Genomic DNA, 14,883 nt, shown 5'->3' with positions numbered 1-14,883 from the left:
CAAAGACGGAGTTGATGATCCTGTGCGCGCGGATCGGGTATAATCCCTGATCCGGCGGGTTCCTTTCGCCTGCACTCTCTTCAAACGAAAAGGACCTGCGTCATGACCGAAACGCTCGAAACCCAATCCGTCCGCAATTACGACATCGAAGAACTGAAGCGCCTGGACATGGCGCATCACTGGCATCCGTTCACCGACACCAAGGCGCTGCACAAGGAAGGCGGTGCCCGCGTCATCACACGGGCCGAAGGCTGCTACCTCTATGACGGGGACGGGCACAAGCTGCTGGACGGCATGGCCGGCCTGTGGTGCGTGAATGTCGGCTACGGCCGTCAGGAACTGGCGGAAACCGCCTATCGCCAGATGCTGGAACTGCCCTACTACAACACCTTCTTCAAGACCGCGACGCCGCCGGCCATCGAATTGTCGGCAAAGGTCGCGTCGCTGCTGGGCGACAATTTCCACCACATCTTCTATTCGAATTCCGGTTCCGAGGCGAATGACACGGTCCTGCGCATGGTCCGCCACTACTGGAACCTGAAGGGCCAGCCGAACAAGAAGACCATCATCAGCCGCTGGAACGCCTATCACGGCTCGACGGTGGCGGGCGCCAGCCTGGGCGGCATGAAGCCGATGCACAAGCAGGCGGACCTGCCGATCCCCGGCATCACCCATGTCATGCAGCCGCATTGGTTCCAGGAAGCGGAACAGGGCGAGACGCCGGAGGATTTCGGCAAGCGCGCCGCCCATGCGATCGAGCAGCGGATCCTGGAACTGGGGCCGGAAAACGTCGCCGCCTTCATCGGCGAACCCGTCCAGGGCGCCGGCGGTGTGGTGATTCCGCCCAGCACCTATTGGCCGGAAGTTCAGAAGATCTGCCAGAAATACGATCTGCTTCTGATCGCCGACGAAGTGATCTGCGGGTTCGGCCGGACCGGTTCCTGGTTCGGGCATCAGACGCTGGGCATCAAGCCGGACCTCATTCCGATGGCGAAGGGCATGTCCTCCGGCTATCTGCCGATTTCCGCGGTGGCGGTTTCGGACAAGGTCTCAGAAACGCTGTTCGAGAAGGGCGGCGAGTTCTATCACGGTTATACCTATTCCGGGCACCCGGCGGCCTGCGCCGTGGCCTTGCGCAACATCGAAATCATGGAGCGCGAGCATCTGGTGGAAAAGGTGCACAACGAAACCGGCCCCTATCTTGCCGAAGCCCTGGCCACCCTGCGCGACCATCCGCTGGTCGGCGAAACCCGGACGCTGGGACTGCTCGGCGCCGTCGAAATTTGCAAGAACAAGGAAACGCGTGAGCGGTTCGCTGATCTCGGCAAGGTCGGCACGATGTGCCGCGATCATATCATGGAACGGAACGCCATTTCGCGCGCCTGCGGCGACACCATGGTCGTCTCCCCGCCGCTGATCATCGAAAAGGGCCAGATCGACGATCTGGTCGCCGCCCTCAGGGGTGCGCTCGACGACACGATGGCGGATGTCGAAAAACTGGGGCTATGACCCCAACGGACGACCGGACACCGACGACACGGGACCGGGCCCCAAATCGGGCTCGGTTCTGCTATTTCCGGGACCAGACCCCGCTCAGCGACACGCAACTGGCCCGGGCCCGATCGGCCCTGGCCACGGTGCGATCCTTCATGGACCTTCAGAAGGAACTGGAAGGCGATGATTTCGTCACGGTCTCGCCGCTCTGGACCAAGGTCACCGACTACGCCGCCGGTCTCGTCGCCGGGGAGAAGGACGCCCTCGAACGCCTGCGCTTCCTGTCCTGGCCGTTCTCCGGCATTTCCCTGCTGCATATGTCGACACGGCCGGAGGTCATCGGCGGCCAGACCGACTATACGGACCCGGACGCCGCCCTCGCCCAGTTCGAAGCCCGCGGCCTGGATCTGGAAATGACCCATGCACTTGACGCGGCCGAGCAGTTCTCCAGCATTTTGCCGATCACCCTGCCCCGGCAAATGGGGGAAGTCGGTTGGCTGGGCCCACATGGGGTGGTCAATCTGGACACTATCGCGTTTTCCGAACGGGTCGCGGTGATGGCCGAATTCGGCGCGATCCAACGGGTCATGCAGCAGACGCCCCGCCAGATCGTCGTGGAGATCGGCGGCGGCTTCGGCGGTCTCGCCTATATCCTGAAACGCGCCCTGCCGGGACTGCAGTATGTGATCGTCGATTTGCCGTCCAGCATGGCGTTCTCGGCGGCTTATCTCTCCGCCATGATGCCGGATGCACGTATTGCCTTTTTCGACGGACGGACCGAAACCGCGCCGGACGAAGAATACGACTTCCTGTTCGTCCCGCATTACGCATGGGACGACCTTGTCCAATTTCTGCCGCGGGCGGATCTGGGCCTGAACACGCTTTCCTTCGCGGAAATGACCGAAGCGCAGGTCGACGGTTATGGGCGGGGTTTGGCAGACCTGCTGCCGCCGGACGGGTTGTTGTTCGAACAGAACTTCGACGACCGACGACGGGGCGGCTTGAACGTGCCCGATATCCTGTCTCGTCACTTGAAGGACGTGTCGCCGGCCGACCTCGGCCCTATCCTGCGGGGCGTTCCGAAACTCTGGGCGCCGAAACCGAACTAGGTCAGATCGTCACCTTGTCCGAGGCCTTCAGGACATCGATGATTTCCAGCACCGCCTCCCGCTCCACCGGGCTGAAATCCGCATCCGCATTGCTGATCGCAATACACATCCTGGCGACAAGAAAAGCCGCATCCGGATCGTCGGCCATCTGCGCGACGGCCTTCATGATCGCCTTCTTGCCCTTTTTAGGGTCCTCGCGCAGGCCGTCGGCGAATTCATTCATCAGGTCCACCCCTTCATGGGGGTCGAAGATGCGCAACTGGTCCAGATGCTCCAGGATATCGTCCACACGGCCGCGCTCGCCGATACTGATACTGCCGTCGGCCATGGCCACATAGGTGCACGCCGCCATCGCCGCCTCCAGAAAAGGGCGATGCTTATGGCGCTCAACGGCTTCCTGTATGGAGTCCCGCAGTTTTTCGAACATATGAACCCACTCCCTGGCCACACTAGAAATCAATCCGGGTTCCACATCAAGTACCGCGGCGCAAACATCAGGCGGAAAGGGTTTCTATCCGCCGTCACAGGACTGGTATTGCCCCCCGAACCGCGCCTAGAGTGGGCATCTGCGGCCGGTTTCCGGCCTGCACTCTGTCTTCGTAAGGATGGACTGTATTCATGACAAATCAGACGTTCGATGTGGTTATCGTGGGCGGCGGCGTGATCGGCAGCGCCATCGCGTACTTTCTGTCCGCGCGTGCAGATTTCAGCGGCCGCATCGCCGTCGTCGAACGGGACCAGACCTACGAATTCGCCTCGGCCCCGCGATCCCTGGGGGGTGTCAGGCAGCAATTCACCACGCCGGAGAACATCAAGATCTCCCAATTCACCGCCGACTTCCTGGCCGGGGTCGGGGATTTCCTGGAAGTCGATGGCGACAGACCCGATGTCGGCTTCAAGAAACAGGGCTATTTGTTCCTGGGCACGCCGGAAATGGAAACGGCCATGCACCGTATCCACGAGATCCAGAAGCGGGAGGGCGCGCCGGTCACGCTGTTGGACCCAGCGGCGATGTCGGAGAAATTCCCCTATCTGAACCTGGACGGCATCTCGCTGGGTTCCTACGGCACCGCGAATGAGGGCTGGATCGACCCCTTCGCCCTGCTCCAGGCATTCCGGCGCAAGGCGCGGATGCTCGGCGTCACCTATTTCGATGACGAGGTCGTCGGGCTGGACCGCGACGGCGGCAAGGTGACGGCCGCCCACCTGAAAAGCGGCGAAACCCTGGCCGCAGGCGTGATCGTGAATGCGGCCGGCTATCGCAGCGGCAAGGTCGCCGCCATGGCCGGCGCGGACCTGCCGGTGCGCCCCCGCAAGCGTAGTGTTTTCGTCGTCGATATCCGCGAGCAGATTCCGAACCACCCGCTTCTGATCGATCCGAGCGGCGTGTATTGGCGGCCTGAAGGACAATACTTCATTTGCGGAACGTCACCGAAGGAGCCCGACGACCCGGAGGTCGCGGATGACGATTTCGACGTCGACCACGAATGGTTCGAGGAGGAAATCTGGCCCGTCATGGCCGAACGATGCCCGAAATTCGAGGCCTTGAAGGTCGTGAATTCCTGGGCCGGCATGTATGACATGAACCTGTTCGACCACAACGCGGTGATCGGCCCGCATCCGGAGATCACGAACCTCTATTTCGCCAACGGCTTCAGCGGTCACGGGTTGCAGCAAAGCCCCGCCGTGGGCCGGGCATTGTCCGAATTGATCACGGTCGGAAAGTTCGAAACCCTCGACCTCACCGCCTTCCGCTTCGACCGCATCGCGGCGGGCGAAAAATTCTTGGAGGAGGCCGTGGTTTAGATCACGCGCAAAACCGATTAGACAACCGCGGCCAATTCCGCGTCCCGCCACAGGTCATATCGATGATCGAACTCACCGAACCTGTTCTTGACGGCGGCGAGATCCCAATTCCCTTCTTCCAGCGTCTCATGGTTCCACTGGCTGCGATGGTCGTCCGGGGCAAGGAAGTCGCCGCCATAGACGTGAAACGCGGCCGTTTTCTTGTCCAGGGGATTTACTACGGAATGGATGATGTCTCGTCCCAGCGTGGCAACCTGACCCGCCCCGAGTGACTGACCGCCCGCGACCTCAATCGCACCCTCCGTTCGGCGCCAAAACAGGTTGTCCTCCCGTCCCGAATACAGACCGACGACGGAGAACATGTTGTGGTTATGCGGCGGCAGGGTCATGTAAGGCGCCCAGGTGAAGTGCATAATCGTCAGGCTCTCGGACCGATACAGGGGCACGATGCCTGCCTTTGCTTCCGAACCCATGACACGTACCACAGAAGACGGGTCGGAGACCGCGCGGGCGACCACCTCCCGAATACCCTTTTGCCCGTCCCTGATCGCAGACCTGCAATCCTCAATGAAGAGTTCCTTGTCGAACATCAGCGCTACTCCCGATCTCGGGTTTGAAGTTCGGATAGTGTGCGCGCATGGCAGTCGGCTGGATAGTCCAACTTTTGGACTTGATCGCGCATGCCAGGCTGCGACAATTCCGACATGAAGGTCTATCGCCAGTATTGCCCCGTCGCGAAGGCGACCGAGATCCTAGCCGACCGTTGGACGATCCTGATCGTCCGCGAACTTGTCGGGGGCATGACCCAGTTCAACGACATCGCGAGGGGCCTTCCGGGTATTCCGCGATCAACCCTCAGCAACCGGCTGAAACGGCTTGAGGCGCACGGTATCGTCTCGCGCCTCGCATCTGGCCCTAATGCCTATCGTTACGAATTGACAGAGGCAGGGGCAGCGTTGAGGGACGTCGTACACGCAATCGGGAAATGGGGAGTGAACTGGGCGTTCGATAGTCCGCAGGATGAATATCTAGACCCAGGCCTGTTGCTCTGGCGGATGCAGCACCGGTTGAACCCCGAAGCGCTGCCCGATGAACGGACAGTGATTGCCTTCGATTTCAGGATGGGGCGGAAGGGCCGCTTCTGGTTCGTGATCACTGCGGGTGAGGCATCCGTCTGCCTGACCGACCCGGGATTCGAAACCGGCCTACATGTGTCGGCCGATCTGTCGACCTTCTGGCAGGTATGGCTCGGCAGATGCTCGATGCGCGACGCCATCGCCTCTGAAAAAGTGAAACTTGAAGGCCTACCCGCGCACGAGCGCGCATTCCCGACTTGGCTCCTGTTGAGCCCCATGGCGCAATACAACACGGGCCGGAAAGACAACGAAGCGTCCTAGCGATCCGCTAGACTGATCAGCCCGCCAACCGCTTCGCCAGTGCCCGCAGGTATTGGCTGTCGGCTTCGGTGAACTCGCCTTCGGCGATGTCCTGCTTGTAGTCCATCAACTCGTCGCGGGTGTCGTCGGAGAGGCCCTCTGCGGCGAGCAGGCTGTCGATCAACTCGGCATCGCTGGCAGTGTCGGAGGCGGGCACAAAGACCGCGCCGCCGCCCTCGTCGTCGTAATCGTCATGATCCGCCGCCGGGTCCACGATCAGGGCTTCCCAGGTCAGGCCCTCTGCCTCCATGTGCTGGGTGATGTCGCGCGCGGCGGCAACCACCGCCGCGTCGTCATCCTGGCGAAGCTGTTCGAGTAGCGCGATGAAACCGGTGCGGTCGGAAATCGGCATCGATGGGGCGTCCCTTACTTGTTGCGGGGAAAATCCCTATCAAGGTCCGTCATACTTCACAACCTGCTGGTCGATCGCCCCGAAGATGGAGGCACCGGACGCGTCCTTCATCTCGATCCTGATACGATCGCCAAAGCGCATGAAAGGCGTCTTCGGCTGTCCGGAATTGATCGTCTCGATCATCCGCACCTCGGCGATACAGGCATAGCCCACCCCGCCATCCGCGATGGCAGACCCGTGGTCGGTATTCTGCTTGTTCGAGACGGTACCGGAACCGACGATGCAGCCGGCGCCAAGCGGCCGTGTCTTCGCCGCATGGGCGATCAGCGTCGGGAAGGTGAAGGTCATATCCTCCCCCGCATTGGGCTTGCCGAACAACTCGCCGTTCAGATGCGACAGCAAGGGCAGCGATACCTTGCCGCCGTCCCAGGCATCGCCCAGCTCGTCCGGCGTCACGGCAACGGGCGAAAAGGCGCTGGACGGCTTGGCATGGAAGAAACCGAAGCCCTTGCCCAGTTCCGCCGGGATCAATCCGCGCAGGGAAACGTCGTTCACCAGCATCAGCAATTTGATATGCTTGCCCGCATCGGCGGCGGCAACACCCATCGGCACATCATCGGTTATGACGGCAACCTCGCCCTCGAAATCGATGCCCCAGGCCTCGTCCCCGGTCGGAATATCGTCGTTCGGACCCAGGAAGGAGTCGGACCCGCCCTGATACATCAAGGGATCGGTCCAGAAACTATCGGGCAGGACCGCCCCACGGGCGCGCCGGACCAGTTCCACGTGGTTCACATAGGCCGACCCGTCGGCCCATTGATAGGCCCGCGGCAGCGGCGCCTCGCAGTCCTTCGGATCGAAATCGAACACGCCTTCCGCCGAGCCGCCGTTCAGGCTGTCGCTCAGTGCCTTCAATTTCGGCTCCGCCGCGGTCCAGTCATCCAGCGCCGCCTGCAAGGTTGGCGCGATTCCCTCCGCCTTCACCGCTTTCGTCAGGTCCCGGCTGACCACCACCAGCGCGCCGTCGCGCGCGCCCGTCTTCAAAGTCGCAAGCTTCATCCCATCCACTCTTTTCTGAAAACAATGTTCTAGGGTAAGGCGGTCCTATTCGTAGGATCCGCCACCGGCCCAGCTTTTTACATATTCCGTGTTTTCGACACTGGCGGGCAGGCCCCCAACCTCAAGCGCCGATCGCGTATCGATCATCACCGCGTATTCGTTCGTGGCATCCTTCTTGGGTTTGAAGGCAGCCTTCAACGCCTTGGGATGCGGTCCATGCGTGAAGCCGCAGGGATGGAAAGTCATCATTCCCGCATCGATATTATCGCGGCTGAAGAAGTCACCCGCGTGATAGAAGATCACTTCATCATAATCGTCGTTGTTGTGATAGAAGGGCACCTTCAAGGCGTCCTCCGACATTTCGAAGGGCCGCGGCACGAAAGTGCAGACCACGAACCCGTTCGCCACGAAGGTCGTATGTGCCGAGGGCGGCAGGTGATACCTGTGGCTCATCAACGGGCGGATATCCTTCACGTTGATCCGCACGACCGAGAGGTCGCCTTTCCAACCGACCGCATCCAGCGGATTGAAGGGATAGGTCATGGTGGCAAGGCGGTTGCCGCGCTTGATGCGCACTTTCGTCTCCGTCACCGCGCCGTTGGATTTTTGCGCCTGGAAGGCTTCGTCCAGTTCCGGAATGTCCAGCATCGCCGGATCGAAAATCGCATGCCGCCCGACCATGCCCTTTTCCGGCAGCATATAGCTGGAATTCGTCGCCTCGATCAGCAGCGCCGTCACCGGCTCGGAACATTCGATGCGCCACATGGTGCTGCGCGGCAGGACGATATAGTCCCCCGCCTTGAAGGCGAGGTGGCCGTAATCGCAATACAGGTCCCCCGCCCCTTCATGGACGAAAAACAACTCGTCCCCATCGGCGTTGCGCGCCAGATGGTCCATCTTCGCAGGCGCGCGCCAGAACCGGATCTTGGTCTGCGCATTGTGCAGGACCGTCTGCGCATCGAAGGGAGAGGGTTGATCCTCGTTCAGGCGCGTCAGGTCGAAGGCGCGCGGCTGCAGGTCTCCTTCGAAGGATGTCCAGCCCGTCGGCGGATGCGCGTGATACATATGCGTGGCCGGGCCGAAGAACCCTTCCTTGCCCAATTCACGCTCGAACGTCCCTTCCGGCAGGCCGGCATGCGCCTGACGGCTGGCAACGCCCTGCATGCGCGGAAACGAGATATAGTTCTTCATAATATTCCCTCACCCGGTCTGACGCCATTCGGGGCCGGACAGGACAGCCGGCCGGAACGAAGAATTAGTTTCAAATGAAACTATATCAAGTGTCGAAAGATCCGGCAACGGTCATGGAACACTGCCCGGTCAACACTCCATTGCGGGGAATGGACGAATATCAGTCGTCCTCGTGGCCCGGTTTCCACTGCGTCGGCCAGGGGTCGCCCAGGTCATCCAGGGCACATTGCAGGGAGTCCACCATGATCCTGATCGCCGCACCGCCGGCGAAATGGATGACGACGGTTTCGTATTCACCGGCCGGATCGTCACTATAGGCGATGGTCAGGAAGGACATGATCTTTTCCGGATCATGCCAATCGATTCCGCGGAACTGCACCCGCTGCACGCCATCGAAACGAAGACCGGAATGGATACGGCTGTAGGGTCCCTCCTCGCCCGCCTTTTCCCAGCGGAAACGGTTCAGGACCATGACGAATTGACGAGTTTCCTTCAGCAGACGCATGTCGCCGGCAGGGGCCAGGGCGTCCTGGACCATCGCACCGATCACAGTCAGATCTTCGAGATCCTGCGCCCGTAAGCGCAGATGATCGTCCCCGTCTTTCAAAACCGCCCCTATCCTGCTCACTTCGGCCGAATGACCGGCCCGGCCTACCCCGTTGTTTAGCTCGAAATCCGCTCGATGTCAGCGCCGCATGCGGCAAGTTTGTCCTCAACCCGCTCATAGCCGCGATCCAGATGATAAACCCGGTTGACGACGGTCTCGCCCTTCGCCGCCAGGGCGGCGATGACCAGGCTGACACTGGCGCGCAGATCGGTTGCCATGACCTCCGCCCCCTTCAGGTTGCGGGACCCGCGCACCATGGCCGACCGCCCGTGCAGATTGATGTTCGCGCCCATGCGCATCAATTCGGGCACATGCATGAACCGGTTCTCGAAAATCGTCTCGGTGATCATCGAGGCCCCGTCAGCGGTCGCCAGCATGGCCATCATCTGGGCCTGCAGATCGGTCGGGAAACCCGGGAAGGGTTCCGTCATGACGTCGACCCCGCGGATCTCATCCGCCTTGACCCGCATGCCGGCAGCGGTCTTCTCCACCGTGACGCCCGCCAGGTTCAGATGCTCCACGACACTCTTGATCATTTCCGGCCGCGCGCCGATCAGTTCCACGTCGCCGCGCGTCGCCGCCGCCGCCATGGCGTAGGTGCCGGTCTCGATCCGGTCCGGAATGACCGGGTGGACGGCGCCGTGCAAACGGTCGACGCCCTGAACCTTGATGACGTCTGTTCCCGCCCCTTCGATCTTCGCGCCCATGGCGATCAGGCAATTGGCAAGGTCGACCACTTCCGGTTCCCGCGCCGCGTTGACCAGCCGCGTTTCGCCCTTGGCGAGCGCCGCGGCCATCAGCATGTTTTCCGTCGCGCCGACGGAGACGAAAGGAAACACGACCTCTTCCCCGATCAGCCCCTTGGGCGCACGGGCGATAACATAGCCGCTTTCCAATTCGATCTCGGCCCCCAGCGTCTGCATGCCCTTCAGATGCAGGTCGACGGGCCGGGTCCCGATCGCGCAACCGCCGGGCAGGGAAACCTTGGCCTCGCGGCAGCGGGCCAGGATCGGCCCCAGGACCAGCACACTCGCCCGCATCTTGCGGACCAGATCATACGGCGCCGTCGTCGAGGTGATTTCCGGCGTGGACATCACGAAACTGCGGCTGCGGTGGCCTTCGCCCGCCCCGACGCTTTTCATCGTCAGGGTCACGCCATGCTGGACCAGAAGGTTCGCCAGCGTATCGATATCCGCCAACAGGGGCAGGTTCTGAAGTTCCAGCGTCTCGTCGGTCAGCAACGCGGCCGCCATCAGCGGCAGGGCGGCGTTCTTCGCGCCGGCGATCGGAAGACTGCCGCTCAACCGGTTGCCGCCGGTAATTCTTATTCGATCCATTCCGCTTTCCCGCGGGCGCGCGCCCAATTGTTGTTCTGATTGTCTCTGCTCGATACGCGATACAAGATTATCGTCCGGGGCCATATTCTTCGGTCTCGATCTACTACGTCATTTGCCTTGAGCCGGCAGCCGTATCAGGGCAATGCGGCAACAAAATGGCCTTACCTCACAAGGATGGCCTCACTAGGCAGAATTCAATGCTTCAGTCCATCCGATTCCAACGGATGGCAAAACCCGTTTGTAAATACGCCTGTGCGGACAATCATTGTCCGCTAGCCTCGGCTTTTCTTATGATGCGAACGCTTACCAACCAAAATCGGCGAATCCAATCCATATCTTGGCCGGTTTTCGCGTTGGGGATGCCGGCCGGGGAAAACTTGGAACGACGCAGTATCTGAATACGCCGCCCCAGGGATTAGTGATATGAGGAAACTGTTATTCGTTGCCCTGTTCCTCGGCATTTTGTTGTCGCCGGCCCTCTTCCTGTTGCTCACCGCCGAAGAGGTGCCGCTGGTCGCGGAAACGCGCGCCGCCACGCCCGAGGACGCCCTGCGCGCGAAACAGCTGGTGCTCGGCTTCCGCAAACTGACCGAACAGGAAAGGGGCGACAGGACCTTCCGCTTCACCGAACAGGACTTGAACGGCGCGTTTGTCTTTGCCTCTCATGCGGTGCCTTCAGTCAGGGCCAGGGCCGACGTACAGCCTGGAGGCGTCGCTGTCGATGTCGCGGTCCGACTGCCGACCGGCAAATGGGTGAACGGGACTGCGGAATTCACGCCGGCCGTAGAAGGGATCGATCTCGCCTCGCTGCAAATCGGACAGATCGGCCTGCCAGCGGGCCTGGTCATCCCGGCAGCCGAACAACTGCTGAACATGGTGCTGGGCGACGGGTTGGGCACGATCGCTTTCAATGGGGTCCGAAACACCCGCATCACGGGGAAGACCGTCACGACCGAAGTCGTCCTGACAAAGGCTGACCGAAAGGCGATTGCCAGTCGGACCAAGGATACGATGCGGACGGTGTCGGGCTTCAGTACGGCAGAAGACCTGCGCGGCTATTGGCTGGACATGCACGAGGCGGCGACGAACGGGACGCTGAACCCGAAAGGAACATTTGCCCAATTCCTGCATTTTGCCGTGGACCGTGCCGCCAATCGCGCCACCGCCGATACGGCGCGCTATGAAATGCAGACGGCGCTCTATGCGATCGCCATTCTATGCGGCCATCCGAACCTTCAGTTTCTGATCGGCAATGTCGTGCCCCAGGACCTGATGCGCGAACGCTCTGTCTGCGCGGACGCGACATTGGCCGGACGGCGGGATCTGCGGGCTCATTTCGCCGTGTCGGCCGGGCTGCAAATCGCCAGCGACGCCGGCTTCGCCTTCGCCGTCGGCGAATACAAGGAACTGCTGGACGCGAACAAGGGCGGCAGCGGGTTCAGTTTCGACGACATCGCCGCCGACCGCGCCGGAATCGAATTCGCGATCTTCCTCAAACAGTCGAAACCGGCGGACTGGCCCACGATTATCGCCCGCCTGAGGCAGGAGCAGGACATGTTTCCAAGGATCGACGACCTGCCGTCGACCATGCCGCAAAGCGAGTTCGAAAATAGGTTCGGGAGTGTCGACAGCCCGGCCTATCGGGACATGCTGGCGAAAATCGACGCCCGGATATCGCGCCTGCCGGTGTTCAGTCTTAACTGAACACCGTTGACCGGTGCCGCTCCCCGCGACACTTAAAGGCGCGGCAGCGTGACGCCGGTCTGCCCCATATATTTCCCGGCCCGGTCCGCATAGGAAACCTCGCACGGTCCCGCCCCCTGCAGGAACAGGAACTGGCAGGCGCCCTCATTGGCGTAGATCTTCGCCGGCAGTGGCGTGGTGTTGGAAAATTCCAGCGTCACATGCCCTTCCCATTCCGGTTCCAGCGGCGTGACGTTCACGATGATGCCGCAGCGGGCATAGGTCGATTTGCCGAGGCAAATGACCAGCACGTCGCGCGGGATGCGGAAATATTCCACCGTGCGCGCCAGGGCGAAACTGTTCGGCGGGATGATGCAGACATCGGTCTGCCGTTCGACGAAACTGCTGTCAGAAAAGGATTTCGGATCGACGATCGCGTTGTCGACATTGGTGAAGATTCGGAATTCGTCCGATACCCTGGCGTCGTAGCCATAGGACGAAACGCCGAAGGAGATCGTGCCTTCGCGCTTCTGGGAGTCGACGAAGGGCTCGATCATCCCGTCCTTCTGCGCGCGTTCACGAATCCACGTATCGGGCATGATCCCCATGGCCTGCTCCTAATCCCTAGTCACGTTCGTCCGACGAGCCGGACTGTTCTTCCGAAACGGTCGAAGCGCGTGTGCGCGCCTGCTGCTTCCGCTTACGTAGGTTCTCCCGCAAACGTTCCGCCAGCCGCTCGTCACGGTCCGGTTTACCGCTTTTTCCAGCCTTGCCGCTCGACATCGTTTTCATCAACCCTGCTTGACCGGCCCCAGATCGGACATTGTGGATATCCGCCGGACAACCTCAAGGCAGCCCATAGCGAAGACCGAACACAATGTGCAAGCCTTTAAGCTGAATGAATAAATCCGCGTTCGGCACATCCTGCAGAAAACCCGGCCTTTCGGCATCCGGCCCGGGATTACCGAATCGTCACGGAATGGGTCAGGCAGACGGATCGAATTTGCCCTGTCGGGACAGGGTGGAATGCGCCGCGTCCCACGCGACCGCCAAGCGGCCGAGGTCGCCCTGCTCCGGGTCAAAAGTATAGAAACTCTTCTCGTTGATCCGCCGGCTGAAAACCTCCCGGCAGGTATCGGCCGAAATGGCGGGATCGTCCAGGAAATCCGCCAATTGCGCCAAGGGCGCGTCCGCGAGGCCGAAAATCTGCTCCATGTCCAAATCCAGAAAACGCCCGGGCCGTGCCAGTTCCGTCCCGAAGATATCGGCCAGAAGATCAGTCACATGCATGTACCAACTGCATTCCTGCTCGATCGAAAGGGTCCTGTCGCGTCGAAAGACGAATTCGCCCGTGCCGTCCTCGAACCGGCCTTTCAGGTGCCGCAACTGCCGGAAACCGAACTGGTTCTTGTAGGCGAGCGACAACAGCGTCTTTTCCGGCGCGCGGTGCATTCGGATCAGTCGGGCTTTCGGGAAGGCGCCCAACAGGATCGGCGCGGTGACGGTGTCCAGATGGTTGACGATCACCGGGGTCTTACCGGCCGCATGGCAAAAGGCGAATTCGCTGAACCGATAGTGCAGCGCCGTCCGGATATCGCGCGTAAAATCGGACGGACGCTCCGCCATGAGTTTGTACAGCAGGGCGTTCTGATCACCCGTTTCCACTTGCAGGTTGAGGGAATGGAACGGCCTGAGCGTATCGGACCGCTTCAGCAGGGTTTCCATCGCCATCGTGCCAACACGGCCGGTGGACAGCACGATGATCGGCGAAGCCTCCGCGCTTATCCCGCCATACCGGTCGTAAGGATGTCCGAGGGCGGCGGCCAGGAAGTCCGCCGCCGCCTGCTGCAAGGCCCGCGCATTTGCCGTGATTCGACCCCGATCCAGAACCGGTTGGGACAATACCGCCGGTTCGTCTTCCGCCAGCTGCATCCGCCCGGCGCCGTTGGCCACGCGCCAGACGATGGATCGCGGCGGGAAGACGGAATCGAAGCCGCCCTCTACCGTCTCTGCGCTGCACAGGATATCCGTGGAATCGGCGGAAAAACGGGCGACCTCGGGCAAGAGCGGGGCGGGAACTCCGCCCAGGGCACCGGTGATCCGCTGCAACATCAATGTACGATCCGCCTCCGCGACCGGCACCAGGGCGCAGCGCAGCAGGTTGAAATCCTGCCTGGCGATCAGGGTCGGGAGGATTGAATGGAGAAACAGCCGCGCCCGGGCATGTTCGGGATCGCGGCGCAGGCAGTGGGCGGCGATGCGAACACCGAATTCCGACACCCCCGGATGCTGGGTTTCATTCGCCTGCATCACCGGAAACAGGTCCAAATTGTCGACCAGATCGATCGCGCCCGTCATGGCGATCATGTTCAGCAAGGAGATGAAGCTGCCGGTGGTCTGGGCCGCTTTCGGGTTGTCGGCCAGGATCTCCACCGCCTCTTCGAAATACCCGGTACCGCATTGGGCCCGAAAGGCGAAAACCGCCGTCTCAAGGTCGCGCCGCCCTTCGGCATAGGCCGCATAGGAAAGCTGTGCCGCCGTTTGCGGGTTCCCCTCTTCCAGTGCTTTTTCCCAGGGTGTCATGCAGTTTCCGGTTACGTCGGATAGTCTGAATTCTTCTAATGTAAGGGATTCTCGCGCTGATCGCAGAGGCCTAATTTGCGCCCTTTCAGAGCCATTTTCCGCCCATTTTCCGGGCCGTCGATCTGCCCGTTCCGGAAAACGCACCCGGGCCGTCCCTCCATGCTTGCAGGCCCGGGCAGCGTATGGCATACACCGCGCCGTTCCGAAAGGCACCCGGGTCCACGAC

At 61.4% G+C, this 14,883-nt stretch carries 15 protein-coding genes; 5 read left to right on the top strand and 10 right to left on the bottom strand.

The genetic code is table 11. The annotated features are described in order from the left end of the window. The first annotated feature begins 102 nt into the window (after positions 1-102). Both ACQK2G_RS06075 and ACQK2G_RS06070 read left to right on the top strand, forming a co-directional pair. Positions 103-1,509 carry an aspartate aminotransferase family protein gene (locus ACQK2G_RS06075; RefSeq protein WP_425404129.1) on the top strand — a complete coding sequence of 469 codons (1,407 nt, stop codon included), beginning with the start codon at positions 103-105 and terminating at the stop codon, positions 1,507-1,509. Further along, a complete protein-coding gene (locus ACQK2G_RS06070; protein WP_425404128.1) occupies positions 1,506-2,603 on the top strand; it encodes a putative sugar O-methyltransferase in 1,098 nt (365 codons plus the stop codon). Before ACQK2G_RS06075 ends, ACQK2G_RS06070 begins: the two co-directional genes overlap by 4 nt. A 1-nt stretch (position 2,604) precedes the next feature. Here the strand turns inward: ACQK2G_RS06070 and ACQK2G_RS06065 are convergent, their stop codons facing one another. Continuing rightward, positions 2,605-3,030, bottom strand: a complete 426-nt coding sequence (locus tag ACQK2G_RS06065) for a tellurite resistance TerB family protein (protein WP_425404127.1) — start codon at positions 3,028-3,030, stop codon at positions 2,605-2,607. Between the two features lie 191 nt (positions 3,031-3,221). Between ACQK2G_RS06065 and ACQK2G_RS06060 the strand changes: the two genes are divergently transcribed. Then, positions 3,222-4,409: an NAD(P)/FAD-dependent oxidoreductase gene (locus tag ACQK2G_RS06060; RefSeq protein ID WP_425404126.1), complete on the top strand. Its 1,188-nt coding sequence runs from the start codon at positions 3,222-3,224 to the stop codon at positions 4,407-4,409. A 17-nt stretch (positions 4,410-4,426) separates the two neighbouring features. Here the strand turns inward: ACQK2G_RS06060 and ACQK2G_RS06055 are convergent, their stop codons facing one another. After that, entirely contained in the window at positions 4,427-4,999 is a 573-nt protein-coding gene (locus tag ACQK2G_RS06055) for a hypothetical protein (protein WP_425404125.1), read from the bottom strand. Positions 5,000-5,089: 90 nt separating this feature from the next. Between ACQK2G_RS06055 and ACQK2G_RS06050 the strand changes: the two genes are divergently transcribed. Beyond that, complete coding sequence (locus ACQK2G_RS06050) at positions 5,090-5,806, top strand: winged helix-turn-helix transcriptional regulator (RefSeq protein ID WP_425404124.1); 717 nt, start codon at positions 5,090-5,092, stop codon at positions 5,804-5,806. A 16-nt stretch (positions 5,807-5,822) separates the two neighbouring features. On the opposite strand, the gene ACQK2G_RS06045 is transcribed toward ACQK2G_RS06050, so the two are convergent. The 5 genes from ACQK2G_RS06045 to murA all read right to left on the bottom strand — a co-directional run bounded on the left by ACQK2G_RS06045 (position 5,823) and on the right by murA (position 10,391). Further along, positions 5,823-6,197, bottom strand: coding sequence for a hypothetical protein (locus tag ACQK2G_RS06045; protein WP_425404123.1), 375 nt, complete (start codon positions 6,195-6,197; stop codon positions 5,823-5,825). A 39-nt stretch (positions 6,198-6,236) separates the two neighbouring features. Beyond that, entirely contained in the window at positions 6,237-7,256 is a 1,020-nt protein-coding gene (locus tag ACQK2G_RS06040; protein ID WP_425404122.1) for a fumarylacetoacetate hydrolase family protein, read from the bottom strand. Between the two features lie 45 nt (positions 7,257-7,301). Beyond that, positions 7,302-8,447, bottom strand: coding sequence for a homogentisate 1,2-dioxygenase (locus ACQK2G_RS06035; protein WP_425404121.1), 1,146 nt, complete (start codon positions 8,445-8,447; stop codon positions 7,302-7,304). A gap of 160 nt (positions 8,448-8,607) precedes the next feature. Beyond that, positions 8,608-9,054 (bottom strand): DUF2948 family protein, encoded by a 447-nt coding sequence (locus ACQK2G_RS06030; protein ID WP_425404120.1) that lies wholly within the window; start codon positions 9,052-9,054, stop codon positions 8,608-8,610. Positions 9,055-9,110: 56 nt separating this feature from the next. Then, positions 9,111-10,391, bottom strand: a complete 1,281-nt coding sequence (gene murA / locus ACQK2G_RS06025; protein ID WP_425404119.1) for a UDP-N-acetylglucosamine 1-carboxyvinyltransferase — start codon at positions 10,389-10,391, stop codon at positions 9,111-9,113. A gap of 423 nt (positions 10,392-10,814) precedes the next feature. Here murA and ACQK2G_RS06020 point away from each other — a divergent pair, with 423 nt between their 5' ends. Continuing rightward, positions 10,815-12,095, top strand: a complete 1,281-nt coding sequence (locus tag ACQK2G_RS06020; protein ID WP_425404118.1) for a hypothetical protein — start codon at positions 10,815-10,817, stop codon at positions 12,093-12,095. A 32-nt stretch (positions 12,096-12,127) separates the two neighbouring features. Here the strand turns inward: ACQK2G_RS06020 and dcd are convergent, their stop codons facing one another. The 3 genes from dcd to ACQK2G_RS06005 form a co-directional block, all read right to left on the bottom strand. After that, a complete protein-coding gene (dcd, locus tag ACQK2G_RS06015) occupies positions 12,128-12,682 on the bottom strand; it encodes a dCTP deaminase (protein ID WP_425404117.1) in 555 nt (184 codons plus the stop codon). 16 nt (positions 12,683-12,698) lie between these two features. Beyond that, positions 12,699-12,866 carry a hypothetical protein gene (locus ACQK2G_RS06010; protein WP_425404116.1) on the bottom strand — a complete coding sequence of 56 codons (168 nt, stop codon included), beginning with the start codon at positions 12,864-12,866 and terminating at the stop codon, positions 12,699-12,701. Between the two features lie 192 nt (positions 12,867-13,058). Beyond that, on the bottom strand, positions 13,059-14,657 hold the full coding sequence (locus tag ACQK2G_RS06005; protein ID WP_425404115.1) for a hypothetical protein: 1,599 nt from the start codon (positions 14,655-14,657) through the stop codon (positions 13,059-13,061). Positions 14,658-14,883 lie beyond the last annotated feature (226 nt).

It is taken from the genome of Hwanghaeella sp., from assembly GCF_965227365.1.
Classification (GTDB): Bacteria; Pseudomonadota; Alphaproteobacteria; order UBA8366; family Aestuariispiraceae; genus Hwanghaeella.
The sequence above is the reverse complement of the archived record's forward strand: the minus strand, read 5'-3'. Positions and strand labels throughout refer to the sequence as shown.

Bases quoted from the DNA above. Each gene is read 5' to 3' on its own strand.
- ACQK2G_RS06075 (WP_425404129.1), top strand. From the start codon at position 103: ATGACCGAAACGCTCGAAACCCAATCCGTCCGCAATTACGACATCGAA.
- ACQK2G_RS06070 (WP_425404128.1), top strand. From the start codon at position 1,506: ATGACCCCAACGGACGACCGGACACCGACGACACGGGACCGGGCCCCA.
- ACQK2G_RS06065 (WP_425404127.1), bottom strand. From the start codon at position 3,030: ATGTTCGAAAAACTGCGGGACTCCATACAGGAAGCCGTTGAGCGCCAT.
- ACQK2G_RS06060 (WP_425404126.1), top strand. From the start codon at position 3,222: ATGACAAATCAGACGTTCGATGTGGTTATCGTGGGCGGCGGCGTGATC.
- ACQK2G_RS06055 (WP_425404125.1), bottom strand. From the start codon at position 4,999: ATGTTCGACAAGGAACTCTTCATTGAGGATTGCAGGTCTGCGATCAGG.
- ACQK2G_RS06050 (WP_425404124.1), top strand. From the start codon at position 5,090: ATGCCAGGCTGCGACAATTCCGACATGAAGGTCTATCGCCAGTATTGC.
- ACQK2G_RS06045 (WP_425404123.1), bottom strand. From the start codon at position 6,197: ATGCCGATTTCCGACCGCACCGGTTTCATCGCGCTACTCGAACAGCTT.
- ACQK2G_RS06040 (WP_425404122.1), bottom strand. From the start codon at position 7,256: ATGAAGCTTGCGACTTTGAAGACGGGCGCGCGCGACGGCGCGCTGGTG.
- ACQK2G_RS06035 (WP_425404121.1), bottom strand. From the start codon at position 8,447: ATGAAGAACTATATCTCGTTTCCGCGCATGCAGGGCGTTGCCAGCCGT.
- murA (WP_425404119.1), bottom strand. From the start codon at position 10,391: ATGGATCGAATAAGAATTACCGGCGGCAACCGGTTGAGCGGCAGTCTT.
- ACQK2G_RS06020 (WP_425404118.1), top strand. From the start codon at position 10,815: ATGAGGAAACTGTTATTCGTTGCCCTGTTCCTCGGCATTTTGTTGTCG.
- dcd (WP_425404117.1), bottom strand. From the start codon at position 12,682: ATGGGGATCATGCCCGATACGTGGATTCGTGAACGCGCGCAGAAGGAC.
- ACQK2G_RS06010 (WP_425404116.1), bottom strand. From the start codon at position 12,866: ATGAAAACGATGTCGAGCGGCAAGGCTGGAAAAAGCGGTAAACCGGAC.
- ACQK2G_RS06005 (WP_425404115.1), bottom strand. From the start codon at position 14,657: ATGACACCCTGGGAAAAAGCACTGGAAGAGGGGAACCCGCAAACGGCG.